The organism is Pseudomonas sp. ZL2, assembly GCF_054788455.1.
In genome coordinates this window covers 177,937-192,607 of record NZ_JBGOGX010000002.1, presented here as the reverse complement: position 1 = coordinate 192,607, position 14,671 = coordinate 177,937, and the positions used below count along the sequence as shown (strand labels likewise).

Here is a 14,671-nt window from a genome sequence, read left to right as displayed (position 1 = left end):
GCTGTGGTGCCTCAGTCGTTGCCGGTCCAGGCCTGTACTTCGATCTCGACATCCACGCCCAGGGCCAGGCCGGCACTGACGGTGGAGCGCACCGGGTAGCCGTTGGCAAAGAAGCTTTTGTACACCTCGTTGAAACCGGCGAAATGGGCCATGTCGGACAGCCACACGGTGGCCTTGATCACCTGATCGAAACCGACGCCGCATTCGGCCAGGGTTTCGCCGATGCGCTCCAGAGCAGCCCGGGTCTGAACCTGAATGTCGCCACGCACCACTTCGCCGTCGGCGCGCATGGGGATCTGCCCGGAAAGGAACAGAAAGCCGCCGACCTTCACCGCCTTGGAGAACGGATACGGCAGGTGGCTGGGGATACGCTGGATAGTTGAGCTCATGGGAAATCTCCTTCGGGGGTTAACGAAAGCGCGCCGGGGACAAGCGTTGCGGCTCGACCCCTTCGGCGCTCAAGGTTGCTGCAAGCGGCTGCTCAAGCAGCAGCGCGCACGCCAGTTGCGAAGCGCCAGCGGCGGACTGGATACCGTAACCGCCTTGCGCCGCCAGCCAGAAAAACGCCGGATTCTGCGGGTCGCGGCCGATCACCAGGTCGCCATCGGCAACGAACGAACGCAGCCCGGCCCAGGTATGGCTGGGCCGGCGAATCGCCAGGGTGGTGATGGCTTCGATGTTGTAGATGCCGATGGCCACGTCGAGCTCTTCGGGCATCACGTCCTGGGGCTCGACCGGGTCGGCGTTGGCCGGCGAGCCGAGCAACTGCCCGGCATCGGGTTTGAAATAAAAGCTTTCATCGACGCCGATCACCGCTGGCCATCGGCTGAAGGCCTGGTCCTGCGGGCCTTCGAAGGTAAACGCCGAGCGTCGGCACGGCTGCAGGCCGACGGGCTGGATACCACAGACCGCAGCGATGCGATCGGCCCAGGCGCCCGCGGCATTGACCACCTGGCGGGCCTGAATGCCGCTGCCGTCGGCCAGGCTCAGGTGCCAGTGGCCCTCGTGATAGCGGCCCTCCACCACCTCGGCGTTGCACCGCAACTGGCCGCCGGCCTGGCGGTAACCGCGCAGAAAGCCCTGGTGCAGCGCATGCACATCCAGGTCCATGGCACCGGGCTCCAGCACTGCTCCGGCCAATACCTCGGCACGCAGGCTCGGCACCAGCGCCAGCGCCCCATCGCGGTCGAGCAAGGTGACCTCGGTGCCGTTGGCCAGGCTTTGGGCATAGGTGCTGTCGAGCAGCGCCTGTTGCTCCAGCGTCGCCACATACAGGCAGCCGCGCCGCTCCAGCAGCGCATGCTCGCAGAAGCCTGGCGGCGGCGACTCATAGAAGGCCCGGCTGGCCCGGGTCAGCGCCTGGATCTGCGGCGTGCCATAAGCCTCCATGAACATCGCGGCCGAGCGCCCTGTGGAGTGGTAACCGGCCTGGGCTTCGCGCTCGAGCATCAGCACCCGTTGTCCGTCAGCCAGGCGATAGCCCAATGAAGCGCCGGCAATACCGGCGCCGATGATCACGATATCGAAGGTCTCTGTCATAGCCGTGCAATCGCCTGCGCAGTGAAATTATCATTTGTGAGAATTCTAATATATGAGAATTTCGAATTATGCAAGCCGCCACGGTAAGATGCGGGTCCGTTTTGTCTGACCGAGATGCTTGATGAGTGCCGACCGCTCCCCTGCCGACGACCGCCCTGGTGCGCTGCCACTGATTGACCGCGCCGAAGTCGGAGCGCGCCTGCGTAGCGTGCGCAAGGCCCAGCAACTGACGCTCAAGCAACTGTCAGCGCTGTCCGGGGTACCGGTGTCGACCCTGTCGAAAATGGAACTGGCCCAGGTCTCGGTGAGCTACGAGAAACTGGCGGCGGCGGCGCGGGCGCTGAAGGTTGATATTGCCCAGCTGTTTCGCGCTTCAGGCGTAAGCGATCTGCCGGTGCCGACCACGGTGGTGGTCAACTCCCTGCCCACAGCGCCCGGCTACAGCACTGGGACCTACGACTACCACCCGATCGCCGGGGAATTTCCCGAGCGGCTGATGACGCCAATGTATGCGCGGATCATCGCCCGCGAGCGGCAACAGTTCGATGAATTCATCCGCCACCCGGGGCAGGAATTTGCCCTGGTGCTCAGCGGGCGCGTGCGCATTGTGTTTGAAACCGGTGAAGCCGTGAGTATCGGCCCGCAGGAGACGGCGTACTTCAACAGCAATGTCGGGCATATTTATCTGTCGGAGACGGAAGATGGCGGGGATGCGCATGTGATGGTGGTGATGACGGATCGGTGATGCGCTGCCTGTGATATCGCATCGCGGGTCAAGCCCGCTCCCACAAGAGCAGCGTAGCGCCCTGGTGGGGCAAGCATTTTTGCTGGAGCTGTCCCCTGGCAAACGGAGAGTCTTCCCCCTCCCGACACCTAACACAGTTATAACCTAATAACGAACTAGTCTATTTAGCTATAAAAAAACCTTTATGCTGGCTGCCATCCGATCACGGGCACGTTGGGCGTTTAGGTTACTTATGGATGTAGGTTCTTTCGGTTTTACCCTTGCAGGCCTGGTAGTAGGATTCATCGTCGGCATGACCGGCGTCGGCGGCGGCTCGCTGATGACCCCGATCCTGCTGTGGTTCGGCATCAACCCCGCCACCGCCGTAGGCACCGACCTGCTCTACGCCGCCATCACCAAAGCCAGCGGCGTCTGGGTCCACGGCAAGAACAAGAATATCGACTGGAAAATCACCGGCTGGCTGACCCTCGGCAGCGTCCCGGCCGCAGCCCTGACCCTGTGGTTCCTCGCCAGCCTGGACGCCGACACCCAGGCCGCCAACGCCATCATCAAGCAAGGCCTGGCCGTCGTTCTGGTCCTCACTGCCCTGGCCATCCTGTTCAAAAGCAAACTCCAGGCATTCGCCAGCAAACATGCCGGCGACCGCTATCACCTGAGCGGCACCAGCCTCAACCTGCTGACCGTAGCCACCGGTGTGGTGCTCGGCGTCATGGTCTCGCTGACCTCCATCGGCGCTGGCGCCCTGGGGACCGTGGCGCTGTTCCTGCTCTACCCCTACCTGGTTACCCGCCGCCTGGTCGGCACCGAAATCGCCCACGCCGTGCCACTGACCCTGGTCGCAGGCCTGGGCCATGCGAGCATGGGCAACATGGACTGGTCGCTGCTCGGCTACCTGCTGCTGGGCTCGCTGCCGGGCATCTACATGGGCAGCCACCTGACCGGACGGATTTCCGACAGCATCCTGCGCCCTTGCCTGGCGGGCATGCTGCTGATGATCGGCTACAAGCTGGCGTTCTGAGTGTGTCGCTTGATCTACGAGTGCTACGCACTCGATCGATGGCAAGGCCAGCGCCCACAGGGGTAGCAGGCGACATCACCCCCTGTGGGAGCCGGCCTTGCCGGCGATGGGCTACGCCGTAGCCCCAAGGTTCAATCCTGCGTGCGCCACAGCACCGGCCACTTGTCCGGCCAGCTGCCGCTGCAACTGCCCATCCGCGCCAGCGAGCGCAGTTGCATGCGCTCACCATCGAAACGCCAGCTCTGGTCGACACCACAATCGCCTATGCCTCGGGCCAGGATGAAACTGCTGAGCACGCCGGTGTCCGGGTCATAACCCACCGAACCACCGAAATCGCCCCACTGCTCCTGCCCGACAATATTCTCGAACTGCAACGCCTTCGCCTGCTCGGGGTGAGCCCGCGAAGTGGTGTACAGCACATACTCGCAGTTGTAGGCGCCGCAGCCGAAACGAAAGCTGACCAGCGCAGTATCCCGGCTCAAGGCATAAGCCTGGGCGCTGTCCGGTGTCCAGTCCGCGTCAGGATCGCGCCAGTCGCCTGCGGTGGCCGCCATGACCACCTCGGTAATACGCCTGGCCTCTGCTTCGCCCATCGGTTCGGGGCGTACAAATGGCGCCAGCTTCGGCAGCGCCGGCGCTGGCGGCACGGCGCTGTCCGACGCCACACCTGGGCGGACGAAGGCACTGCGATGCCCCACCCGCCCCTGCACCGAATCGATCAGCAACAACGAAGCACTCAGACCGTTGAGAGAACTGCCGAGCTGGCCATCATTGCTCTGCGAGGTCAGCTGCGAACCATTGCGCAAGGCCTTGAGCAGGGTCATGGCCTGCTCGCCACTGGCGTGCCAGTAAACCACGCCGTTGTCCTGTGCCTCGTTCAACGGTAGCGCCAGCGGCTTGCCATCGAGCTGTAACGGCCCCTCCAGCGAGCTCCTGCTGTAAATCGTCACCTGCAGTTGGCCATCGCTGCCAGCCCCTCGCACCACCTGGACTCCAAGCGGCATGTCGGCCCTGGTATCGGCCGCCAGCGCCGTGCACTCGCGGGTGTTGTCACAGCCCACCACCCAGTCCTTGAGGGGCTGGTACAGCGGTACCGGTTCTGCGGGCGCGGCCTGGGTAGCGCCAGGCAAGGCCAGCAGGGAGAGAAAGGCAGCATGCAGCGGTGCGGTCATGATGAATTCCGTTTCAGGTGAGCGGCGCATTCTACCGCTGGGCATCCTGATCGGGGAGCTACTGGCCGGTTAGCACATCGGGCTTGCCATATATATGCGGATATCCGTATATTCGATTTTCCACATATTACCCTCGGGTCGATTCGATGCTTACCCCTGCCGCCCTGTTCAAATGCCTGGCCGATGAAACCCGCGCCCGCGCCACGCTGCTGATCGTTCGCGAAGGCGAGCTGTGCGTGTGCGAGCTGATGTGCGCGCTCGACGACAGCCAGCCGAAAATCTCCCGGCATTTGGCCCAACTGCGCACCTGCGGCCTGTTGCTCGACCGCCGTCAGGGCCAGTGGGTGTATTACCGGCTCAACCCGCAACTGCCGGCCTGGGTGAGGGAAGTGCTGCAACTGACCCTTGAGGCCAATGGCCAGTGGCTCGACGCCGACAGCACCCGTCTCGACGGCATGGGTGATCGCCCTGCCCGTGCAAGCTGCTGCTAAGGAGTTGTCCCATGCGAGTCCTGTTCATGTGCACTGCCAATAGCTGTCGCAGCATCCTGTCCGAGGCGCTGTTCAATCACCTGGCTCCGGCCGGTTTCGAAGCGGTCAGCGCCGGTAGTTTTCCCAAGGGCCAGGTGCATCCTCGCAGCCTGTCGACCCTGCAACGCGCGGGTATCGACATCCGCGGCCTGACCAGCAAAGGCAACGACGCCTTCGCCAACAACCCGCCGGACATTGTCATCACCGTTTGCGACAACGCCGCTGGCGAAGCCTGTCCGCTGTACTTCGGCCCGGCACTGAAAACCCACTGGGGCCTGGCAGACCCTTCCGAAGTCCATGGCAGCGAAGCCCAGCTCGATGCCGCCTTCGACGCCTCCCTGGCGCACATAGAGCTGCGCTGCAAAACCTTCCTCTCCCTGCCCTTCGAGCGCCTGAGCCGCGACCAGCTCCAGGCTGAAATCGACCGCATCGGCACTTTGTAAACGGAGCCCCAATGAGCGACCACCTACCCAATCTCGATCTCGACCTGATCCCGGCCAACGCCGCACATGACGGACACAAACCACGTATCCTGCTGCTCTATGGCTCGACCCGCGAACGCTCGTTCAGCCGCCTGCTGACCGAGGAAGCCGCGCGCCTGCTCGAACACTTCGGCGCCGAAACGCGGATCTTCAACCCCAGCGGCCTGCCCCTGCCTGACGACGCGCCCGACAACCATCCCAAGGTCGTCGAACTGCGCGAACTCATGCAATGGTCCGAAGGCCAGGTGTGGTGCTCGCCGGAGCGTCATGGCGCCATGTCGGCGGTGTTCAAGGCGCAGATCGACTGGGTGCCATTGGCCATGGGTGCAGTGCGCCCGACCCAGGGCAAGACCCTGGCGGTGATGCAGGTGTGTGGCGGCTCGCAGTCGTTCAACGTGGTCAATCAGCTGCGTGTACTGGGGCGCTGGATGCGCATGTTCACCATCCCCAACCAGTCCTCGGTACCCAAGGCCTGGCTGGAGTTTGACGGTAACGACCGGATGAAACCTTCGGCCTACTACGACCGCGTGGTCGACGTGATGGAAGAGCTGGTCAAGTTCACCCTGCTGCTGCGCGGGCGTAGCGATTACCTGGTGGACCGCTACTCCGAACGCAAGGAATCGGCAGAGGCGTTGTCACAGCGGGTTGGCCAGCGTTCGATCTGAGCGGCGGCCTGCAGGAAGGTGTCGGGAAGTCCTTTTCCAGGTGAGTTCATTGCCGTTGTGCAGGGGATGATCGAGTCAAGACAAGCCTTGCCACAGCTATCTGACCAGCCGACACCCGGCCCGCTCACGCCCCATGACAAACTGCAGCAACCTGTCCATCGGCAACGGTCGGCAGAACCAGAAACCCTGACCGAAACTGCACCCCTGTGCCTTGAGGTAATCCAGCTGCTCGCGGGTCTCCACACCCTCGGCCACCACCTGGATCCTCAAGCTCTCGGCCAGCATCAGGTAGCCTTTGACGATGGCCTGGTCAATCGGATTGCCCTGGACCTCGCTGATGAACACCCGGTCGATCTTGAGCTTCTCGAACGGCAAGGCGCGCAAGGTACTGGGCGATGAATAGCCAGTACCGAAATCATCGATCGACACCCGCACGCCCATACCTTGCAACAGCAAAACGTTCTGCCGGGCCTGCTCGATATCCTTGAGCGCGGCCGTTTCGGTCACCTCGATTTCCAGGCGGTTGGCCGGCAGGCCGCTGCGCTCGAGGATGGCCGTAAGCTTGGCGACAAAATCGCACTGCATGAACGAATAGCCACTCATGTTCACCGCCACCGGTACGTCCAGCAGGCCGGCCTCGATCAGCGCACGGTTGTCCGCACATGCCCGTGTAACCACCCAGGCGTTGAGCGCTGACATCAGGCCGTTCTGCTCGGCCAGGGGGATGAACACCTCGGGCGACACCGGGCCATTGGCCCCGTCGTTCCAGCGCAGCAAGGCCTCAAGCCCGGTGATCCGTTGCGGGTCGGCCAGCCCGAACTGCGGCTGGTAATGCAGCTCCAGCTGCTGAGTTTCGATAGCCTGGCGCAAGCGCTCCAGACGCTGCTGTTCGCGGTGCTGGGTGATGCGCATGGCCGGGTTGAAACAGGCGATGCGACTACCGCCGGCCTTCTTCGCCTGATACATGGCAAAGTCGGCATCGATGATCAGTTGATCGGGCGCCGGCGTTTCGCCCTCAGGGCAATTGGCGCAGGTGCTGACCCCGAGGCTCGCGCGCACAGTCAGGGCCATGCCATCGATCCGCAGCGGTGCCTGCAGGCAGTCGAACAGGCGCGTGGCCAGGCTCATGCCGCCCTGCTCGGCAAATGGCTGGCGCACGACCACGACAAACTCGTCACCGCCGACCCTGGCCAGCAGGCCCATGCCGGCCAGGCACTGGCGAAAGCGCTCGGCGACGCCGACCAGCACACGGTCACCGACGTAATGGCCATGGTTGTCGTTGATGTTCTTCAATCCATCGAGGTCGATGAACACCAGCACCAGTTGCTGCACATGGGCTACCGCCAGGGCGATCTCCTGTTGCAGGCGCTCATGCAGGGCGCTGCGGTTCATGCAATGGGTCAGGGTGTCGTAGCTGGCCAGGTGGTTGATGCGCCGATGCATCTGCAACTGCTCACTGATGTCATAGCAGACCCCGATCAGCAACCGCCGGCCGCCTAGCAACAGCTCGCCGACACTGACGTGCAGGTCGAACAACGAACCGTCCTTGCGCTTGCCGAGCAGCTCGCGCACCAGGCCATTGAGCTTGCGCCCGGCGCCGGCGCGGTAGGACGCCAGGCACTGATCATGACGCTCGGCGTAGGCCCTGGGCATCAGCCGGGCAATATTCGCGCCGGCAAGTTCGGCAAAACTGTAGCCGAATAGTTTCTGCGCGGCCGCGTTGACTGCCTGCACCCGCCCCCACTCATCAGTGATGACAATAGCGTCGGCGGCGGCTTCGAAAATCGCATAGGGAATGCTGGTCAGCTCGCGCTCGGCGTTGGCCGCGAGCTTGTCGAAATCTTCTCGGGTCATGATCGCGGCCTAGCGGTTGAACCGGTCCACCAGCGCATACATCTCATGCGCCGTGTGCTCAAGCTCACGGCCGATGGTTGCGGAGCTGGCGGCGATATCGACGTTCTGCTCCGAGACCTGGGCGATGGTGGTGATCTGCCGGCTGATGTCTTCGGCGACATGGGCCTGCTGCTCGGAGGCGGCGGCCATCTGCTCGGTCATCTGGTGGATATGCTCGACCGCCACGCCGATGCCTTCCAGAGCGTTCTGGGTGGCGATCACCTGATCGACACCGGCATGGGCCTCGTCACTGCCCTGGCGGGCGATATCCACCGCCTGGTTGGCAGCGCTGTGCAGCGACTGGATGATGGTCTGGATGGTTTCGGTCGACTCCTGGGTCTTGAACGCCAGCGCCCGTACCTCATCGGCGACCACGGCAAACCCACGGCCCTGCTCGCCGGCCCGCGCCGCTTCAATGGCGGCATTGAGGGCCAGCAGGTTGGTCTGGTCGGCGATCTGGCGAATCATGTTCGAGGCGATCTGGATCGACTGGGTTTCGTCGGCGAAGTTCTCCACCGACTGGCTGATCTGGTTCACCGTGTCCTGCAGTTTCTCGATCACCAGACGGGTCTTGCCAGCCTCTTCGGAGCCTACGCGAGTCAGCTGGTTGACGTCGTCGGCTTCGCGGGCAGTGTCGTGGATGTGGGTCGACACCTCGGAGATCGATGCGGCCATCTGGGTCATGGCAGTGGCTGCCATGTCGGTTTCATCGCGCTGGCGTTGCAGCGACGACTCGGAGGCCTGGGCCAGCTTGCCGCTTTCGCCGGCCATGCTTTCAGTCTTCTGCGCATAGTCGCCTGAGCGGCTCAGGGCCGTGCGCACCTTGGCCTGTTCGCTGATCAGCGCCATCATCAACTGCGCTACGGCGCCCTGCTCGTCGGTGTAGGTGCGGGCAATCAGCTCGCTGTCGAAACTGTCGCCGGTGGCGCGCCTGGCCAGGGCGAACTTGTGCTGCAGATTCCAGTGGGCGGCCACCTGCATGCCGACAAAGCCACAGGCCAGCACGCCAAGGGCAGCCCAGGTGTCCAGGTAGATCACCGCGGCAAGGCCCGGCACACCCAGCGCCACGGGCGCCAGTGCCTGTTCCTTCAACACCTGTGCCAGGCCTTTCAGGTTCCAGTTTTTTTTGCCTGTACGCATACGCTCATAGAGCGCGGCGGCGCGCTCGATATCGGCACGCTGCGGCTTGACCCGCACCGACTCGTAGCCCACCACCACGGCCCCTTCGAGGATCGGCGTGACATAGGCGCTAACCCAATAGTGATCGCCATTGCGGCAACGGTTCTTGACGATGCCCATCCAGCTCTTGCCGTCCTTGAGGTACGACCACATGTGGGCAAACACCGCCTCCGGCATGTCCGGGTGACGGACGATATTGTGCGGGCTGCCCAGCAGTTCGTCACGGCTGAAGCCACTGATGGCCACCAGCTCATCATTGCAGTAGGTCAGGTTGCCGTGCAGGTCGGTGGCAGAAATCAGCCGCTGTTCGTTCTGGAAGATGACTTCCTGCTGGGTGACCGGCAGATTGCTTCTCATGCGCTGGGTATCCGTTATTGCGGGATCAATCGGTACCCGCATTGTAGGTGTGGCCATTAGCCATACCTCATGAATAGAGCGGCTTCAGCTATAGCGATATGGAATAGCGGGTTAATTTTGCGCATTGGGCCGGTTGGCCAGGGTCAGGCATTCGCGGAACAGCCGGCTGGCCGGGTCGAGGTTGCGATTGGCCGAGTAGAAGCAACCGATACGGCCGAAGCTCAATGGCTTGCCGAGGTCGAACGCCTTGAGCTTGCCGCCATGAGCCAACTGCTGGGTGGTTTGCAGGGGGAAGAAGCCGACGGTCTGTTGGTCCTGCATCAGTTCGTAGTTGGTCAGGGCCGCAATCGATTCGATGACATTGGCCGGTGGACCCAGGTCCAGCTCCTCGAACAGACGGTCGACGGTGCGCCGCAGCAGGCCGCTGCGCGGCGGCAGAATCCACGGGAACGGATGCAGCTCGGCCAGGCTCACCGGTCGAGCGCTGGCGTGCAGCGGGTGTTCGGCGCCGGCGACGATGCACAACCCCTCCTCGCACAGCACATCGACCTTCAGCCGCGGCTCGTACTCATGCCAGCGCCAGTCGTCCGGGATGCGCCCGACGACAATATCCAGCTCACCGGCCAGCAGGCTTGAGAACAGCTGGTCCATGTGCCCGACCCGCACCGTCACCAGCACCCCCGGCGCACTCTCCTTGAGCAAGCGCAGGGTATGCGGCAACAGCAAGGCCGATGACGAGGTCAGCGAACCGACCATGACCTGGCCGGTGGTGCCGCTGTGGTAGGCGTTGACCTCATCGGTGAGGCTGCGCAGTTCGGTGAGCATGGCATGGGCCCGGCGCACCACCACCCCGCCCAACTCGGTGGCGCGCACCCCGCGGTTGCCGCGCACCAGCAAGGCGGCGCCGAGGAAGGCTTCCATTTCGTGAATGATCTTGGTCACCGCCGGCTGGGTCAGGTTCAACGCCTGGGCCGCGCCCACCAGCGAGCCGCTGCGCAGCACCTGGTCGAAGACCACCAATTGATAGAGTTTGAGTTTGCGGGCAACAGAGACAACGGTCGACTTCATGGGTAACACCGGATGATGATCGAGTGCACTGCGTAACAGCACTCAACCTAACGGGCGATTCCTTATTGTTTTATAAACTTTCACACCAAAACTTCGCAGCGTGGCGGGGAGAGTTATTCATTCCTTTAAATTCAATATAGAGGGCGCAGGCGAGCGAAAAACTGATGTAGATCATCAATTTAGGTGAGAAAAACAGGTAAGGAGAAGGTGTGCGGCGGGAGTTATTTTCCGAGCATAACATACTTTCAGACATCAGCAAGGCAGCGACGGCTTTGTTATTCCAACCAGCCTATAAAGCGGGCGATTAAAGTTGAAATAAAAATAACGAACACAACTATAACAACCTGGAATATCAGCAGAATTCAATATCGCTACTTGGCTCAACGAATGTTGGGCGCCTTGACGCTGCCCTTGACACAGCAAAAAGCCCCCAGTAATTTTCTCACCCCCTCCTTTTCGGCTACCGCTGCCGTGCACCGCCCAGGCGTTAACTCGCGAAGCGGTCATTCAGCTGCCGACACATATACGGTCGCCCTCCCCTGGCGTACCTCTACTCCGATATCAAGTGTACAAGGATGATTTTATGATCATTCGTCAGGCTAATACTGCCGACTACCCGCTACTGCTCGACATTTGGCTGCGCTCCGTGCGCGCTACTCACCACTTCCTGCAAGCGTCCGACATAGACGCGTTGCTCCCGCAACTGCGCGACGTCTACCTACCCGCTGTTGAGTTATGGGTTGCAGTAGATACTGAAGACTGCCCACTGGGTTTTGTTGGCCTCAATCAAACGCACGTAGAAATGCTCTTCATTGATCCAGACCTGCGTGGGCAAGGCATTGGCCGAGCGCTACTGGATTACGCCCGCGGTTCGCGCGATACGATGAGCGTTGACGTGAACGAGCAAAATCCCCAGGCGGTAGGGTTTTATCTGCATTACGGTTTTGTTCAAACCGGCCGCTCCCCTCTGGATGGCGAAGGCCGACCGTTCCCGTTGCTGCACATGAGCTTGCCGGCTGCAACGGCCTGAAACGGTCCTGGGTTCTGTACGAAAACTGCAAGCAGGCGTTGGGTCAGTGCGCCAGTGACGGTTGAGTAGCGACCGAGACGGTGAAGATCACTATGAACAGCACAACGAGTACCCAGAACATCACCACGATTGTCAGCATGACAACCTTCAGGCTTTGATATAGCCAGCGCAACCAATGACCTTCGGGTCTTGCTGCTGAGCGGGTTCTGAGTACGCCTTTCAAATAGAAGCCGAGCGGGGCCAATAGTGCGCCATCAATCAATAGCGCGGGCAGCCCGGCTACGGGGAAAATGCTTTCCCACCGATAGAATGGCGAGCGGCTCAGGAATACCACATAACACGTGAGGCTACCGTAGGGGATGGCTCGCCATCCTTTACCGGCCAGCGCCCCGACCATCAGACACATAACCACCATGAACGGATTGAGGAGAATATCGATCATCCATTCCAGTACGCTGGGGAAGTAGCCCGGGGAATGGATGCTGCGCCAGATGTGTTCGAACAATGTTCAGGCTCCTGCCTTTTATGGACCTTGCGCTGCACGGTATCGGCGTATTGTCGGGTTACATGAGTCCTGTTTAGGGGCTGTACGAAAAGCTATCGGCTCGCTGTTGGTGAAGCCCGTTCATCTGCCGCCATTCGAAAATCTGGCGCGGGCTGCGGGGCAGAAAAACAGTGCAGCGCTACCGGCGAAGAAGTTCTGCCTCTCGTCGCAGCCTGCTTACGAGCGAACGCTCGGCACTCTTGGTAGACTAATGCACCCCTGTTTTTGCTTCTCGCCGGCAAGCTGTAACAAACCGCGCAGAGCAAAACACCCCTGAATCGCTGCAAACGCGTCGTAGAACATGCCCCTAGAATCCGCCTCAACCCCAGCAAACCCGCGCCCTGAGCCGTCCCGCCGCTTCAGCGTTGCACCTATGATGGACTGGACCGACCGCCATTGCCGGTTCTTCCTGCGCCTGCTCTCCAGCAACGCCCTGCTCTACACCGAAATGGTCACCACCGGTGCCTTGCTGCACGGCGATGCCGAGCGGTTCCTGCGCCATGACGAGGCCGAGCATCCGTTGGCCCTGCAGTTGGGCGGCAGCGTGCCGGCTGACCTGGCCGCGTGCGCCAAGCTGGCCGAGGCCGCAGGCTATGACGAGGTCAACCTCAATGTCGGCTGCCCGAGCGATCGGGTGCAGAACAATATGATCGGCGCCTGCCTGATGGGCCATCCGGCGCTGGTCGGCGATTGCGTGAAGGCGATGCAGGATGCGGTGCAGATCCCGGTAACGGTCAAGCACCGCATCGGTATCAATGGCCGCGACAGCTACGCCGAGCTGTGCGATTTCGTCGGCCAGGTGCGCGACGCCGGTTGCCGCAGTTTTACCGTGCATGCGCGGATCGCGATTCTCGAGGGCCTATCGCCGAAGGAGAACCGCGAGATTCCACCGCTGCGTTATGACGTCGCCGCGCAGTTGAAGGCCGACTTCCCGGACCTGGAACTGGTGCTCAACGGCGGGATCAAGACCCTGGCCGAATGCCAGGAGCACTTGAAGATTTTCGACGGGGTGATGCTCGGCCGCGAGGCTTATCACAACCCGTACCTGCTGGCCGAGGTCGACCAGCAGTTGTTCGGTAGCACGGCGCCGGTGATCAGCCGCAGTGAGGCGCTGGCCAAATTGCGTCCTTACATTGCCGCGCACCTGGCATCCGGCGGCGCCATGCACCACATCACCCGCCATATTCTCGGCCTTGGCCAGGGCTTCCCGGGGGCGCGCAAGTTCCGCCAGTTGCTGTCGGTGGATATCCACAAGAGCAAGGACCCGCTGGCCCTGCTCGACCAGGCCGGCGAGCTGCTGCAGGGGCGTTAGTTCCGGAACCTGTGGCCCGTTCGGCACTCGAAGGCTTATCCCCTTCGCCCCGCCTGCCAGCCAGCCCTTGAGCGGCTGGCAGCGCTCGGGTAATGTCGATCCATTGCACAGGACAGAGCACGCCCATGACTTCCAAGCTGGAACAACTCAAGCAGTTCACCACTGTGGTTGCCGACACCGGTGATATCGACGCCATCAGCCGCCTGAAACCGGTCGATGCCACCACCAACCCTTCCCTGCTGCTCAAGGCTGCGGCCATGCCCGGTTATGCCGAGCTGCTCAAGCAATCGGTCGAGCACAGCAAGGGCGATGTCGGCGTTGCCTGTGACGCCTTTGCCGTAGCCGTTGGCGCCGGCATTCTCAAGGTGATTCCGGGGCGTATCTCCACCGAGGTCGACGCCCGCCTGTCCTTCGACCAACCGGCGCTGCTGGCCAAGGCCCGGCAGTTGATCGCGCTGTACGACCAGGCCGGTATCGGCCGTGACCGGGTGCTGATCAAACTGGCCTCGACCTGGGAAGGCATCCGCGCCGCCGAGGTACTGGAAAAAGAAGGCATCCAGACCAACCTGACCCTGCTGTTCTCCTTCGCCCAGGCCCAGGCCTGCGCCGACGCCGGGGTGTTTTTGATTTCGCCGTTCGTGGGGCGCATCTACGACTGGTACAAGAAGTCCACCGGCAAGGACTACGTCGGCGCCGAAGACCCGGGCGTGCAGTCGGTAACGCGCATTTACGACTACTACAAGACCAATGACTACAAGACCGTGGTCATGGGCGCGAGCTTCCGCAATATCGGCCAGATCGAACAACTGGCCGGCTGTGACCGGCTGACCATCAGCCCCGAGCTGCTGCAGCAGTTGAGCGATGATCAGGGCGAGTTGCCGCGCATCTTGAAGCCAGGCAAAAACGGCGAGGCGCGCCAGGTGCTTAGCGAAAGCCAGTTCCGCTGGGCGTCGAACGAAGATGCCATGGCCACCGAGAAGCTGGCCGAGGGGATTCGCCAGTTTGCCCGGGATCAGGAGAAGCTCGAGGCGTTGTTGGCGGCAAAGGCCTGATACAAATCTGGGTTTGCCAGTGAGGTAGATTGCGCGGAGCATCAATCAGTTCGCGTCGCCTGCAATCGCTGGCAAGCCAGCTCCC

The 14,671-nt window shown here is 62.1% G+C and carries 14 protein-coding genes and 2 pseudogenes; 8 read left to right on the top strand and 8 right to left on the bottom strand.

Annotated elements, in window-relative coordinates:
* Nucleotides 1–11: 11 nt before the first annotated feature.
* Nucleotides 12–389: a RidA family protein gene (locus ABM562_RS02245; protein ID WP_460420669.1), complete on the bottom strand. Its 378-nt coding sequence runs from the start codon at nucleotides 387–389 to the stop codon at nucleotides 12–14.
* Nucleotides 390–408: 19 nt separating this feature from the next.
* Nucleotides 409–1,539, bottom strand: coding sequence for an NAD(P)/FAD-dependent oxidoreductase (locus ABM562_RS02240; protein WP_460420667.1), 1,131 nt, complete (start codon nucleotides 1,537–1,539; stop codon nucleotides 409–411).
* Nucleotides 1,540–1,660: 121 nt separating this feature from the next.
* Here ABM562_RS02240 and ABM562_RS02235 point away from each other — a divergent pair, with 121 nt between their 5' ends.
* Together ABM562_RS02235 and ABM562_RS02230 are read left to right on the top strand one after the other, a co-directional pair.
* Nucleotides 1,661–2,284 (top strand): helix-turn-helix domain-containing protein, encoded by a 624-nt coding sequence (locus ABM562_RS02235; protein ID WP_460420665.1) that lies wholly within the window; start codon nucleotides 1,661–1,663, stop codon nucleotides 2,282–2,284.
* Between the two features lie 232 nt (nucleotides 2,285–2,516).
* Nucleotides 2,517–3,302 (top strand): sulfite exporter TauE/SafE family protein, encoded by a 786-nt coding sequence (locus ABM562_RS02230; RefSeq protein WP_115086145.1) that lies wholly within the window; start codon nucleotides 2,517–2,519, stop codon nucleotides 3,300–3,302.
* A gap of 131 nt (nucleotides 3,303–3,433) precedes the next feature.
* On the opposite strand, the gene ABM562_RS02225 is transcribed toward ABM562_RS02230, so the two are convergent.
* Entirely contained in the window at nucleotides 3,434–4,474 is a 1,041-nt protein-coding gene (locus ABM562_RS02225; RefSeq protein WP_460420662.1) for a DUF1176 domain-containing protein, read from the bottom strand.
* A gap of 146 nt (nucleotides 4,475–4,620) precedes the next feature.
* Between ABM562_RS02225 and ABM562_RS02220 the strand changes: the two genes are divergently transcribed.
* Genes ABM562_RS02220 through arsH form a run of 3 tightly spaced genes read left to right on the top strand, consistent with a single transcriptional unit; the run spans nucleotide 4,621 to nucleotide 6,151 of the window.
* Nucleotides 4,621–4,965, top strand: coding sequence for a metalloregulator ArsR/SmtB family transcription factor (locus ABM562_RS02220; RefSeq protein WP_134061929.1), 345 nt, complete (start codon nucleotides 4,621–4,623; stop codon nucleotides 4,963–4,965).
* 11 nt (nucleotides 4,966–4,976) lie between these two features.
* Complete coding sequence (locus tag ABM562_RS02215; RefSeq protein WP_115086142.1) at nucleotides 4,977–5,447, top strand: arsenate reductase ArsC; 471 nt, start codon at nucleotides 4,977–4,979, stop codon at nucleotides 5,445–5,447.
* Nucleotides 5,448–5,458: 11 nt separating this feature from the next.
* A complete protein-coding gene (gene arsH / locus ABM562_RS02210) occupies nucleotides 5,459–6,151 on the top strand; it encodes an arsenical resistance protein ArsH (RefSeq protein WP_100782374.1) in 693 nt (230 codons plus the stop codon).
* Between the two features lie 96 nt (nucleotides 6,152–6,247).
* Here arsH and ABM562_RS02205 read toward each other — a convergent pair whose 3' ends face one another.
* From ABM562_RS02205 to ABM562_RS02190, 4 genes and pseudogenes are all read right to left on the bottom strand, one after another.
* Complete coding sequence (locus ABM562_RS02205; RefSeq protein WP_460420659.1) at nucleotides 6,248–8,005, bottom strand: putative bifunctional diguanylate cyclase/phosphodiesterase; 1,758 nt, start codon at nucleotides 8,003–8,005, stop codon at nucleotides 6,248–6,250.
* A gap of 9 nt (nucleotides 8,006–8,014) precedes the next feature.
* Nucleotides 8,015–8,962 (bottom strand): annotated as a pseudogene (locus tag ABM562_RS02200) (methyl-accepting chemotaxis protein); the annotation flags it as partial.
* Between the two features lie 360 nt (nucleotides 8,963–9,322).
* A pseudogene (locus tag ABM562_RS02195) lies at nucleotides 9,323–9,580 on the bottom strand (PAS domain S-box protein); the annotation flags it as partial.
* Nucleotides 9,581–9,691: 111 nt separating this feature from the next.
* Nucleotides 9,692–10,648, bottom strand: coding sequence for a LysR family transcriptional regulator (locus ABM562_RS02190; protein ID WP_460420657.1), 957 nt, complete (start codon nucleotides 10,646–10,648; stop codon nucleotides 9,692–9,694).
* Between the two features lie 583 nt (nucleotides 10,649–11,231).
* Here ABM562_RS02190 and ABM562_RS02185 point away from each other — a divergent pair.
* Nucleotides 11,232–11,678 carry an acetyltransferase gene (locus tag ABM562_RS02185; protein ID WP_115086137.1) on the top strand — a complete coding sequence of 149 codons (447 nt, stop codon included), beginning with the start codon at nucleotides 11,232–11,234 and terminating at the stop codon, nucleotides 11,676–11,678.
* 43 nt (nucleotides 11,679–11,721) lie between these two features.
* Here the strand turns inward: ABM562_RS02185 and ABM562_RS02180 are convergent, their stop codons facing one another.
* Nucleotides 11,722–12,183 carry a hypothetical protein gene (locus tag ABM562_RS02180; protein ID WP_460420655.1) on the bottom strand — a complete coding sequence of 154 codons (462 nt, stop codon included), beginning with the start codon at nucleotides 12,181–12,183 and terminating at the stop codon, nucleotides 11,722–11,724.
* Nucleotides 12,184–12,523: 340 nt separating this feature from the next.
* On the opposite strand from ABM562_RS02180, the gene dusA reads away from it, so the two are divergent.
* Nucleotides 12,524–13,534, top strand: a complete 1,011-nt coding sequence (gene dusA / locus ABM562_RS02175; protein ID WP_258578120.1) for a tRNA dihydrouridine(20/20a) synthase DusA — start codon at nucleotides 12,524–12,526, stop codon at nucleotides 13,532–13,534.
* A gap of 125 nt (nucleotides 13,535–13,659) precedes the next feature.
* The gene (gene tal / locus ABM562_RS02170) at nucleotides 13,660–14,586 is read left to right on the top strand and encodes a transaldolase (protein WP_258578121.1); all 927 of its coding nucleotides are present in this window, start codon (nucleotides 13,660–13,662) and stop codon (nucleotides 14,584–14,586) included.
* Nucleotides 14,587–14,671 lie beyond the last annotated feature (85 nt).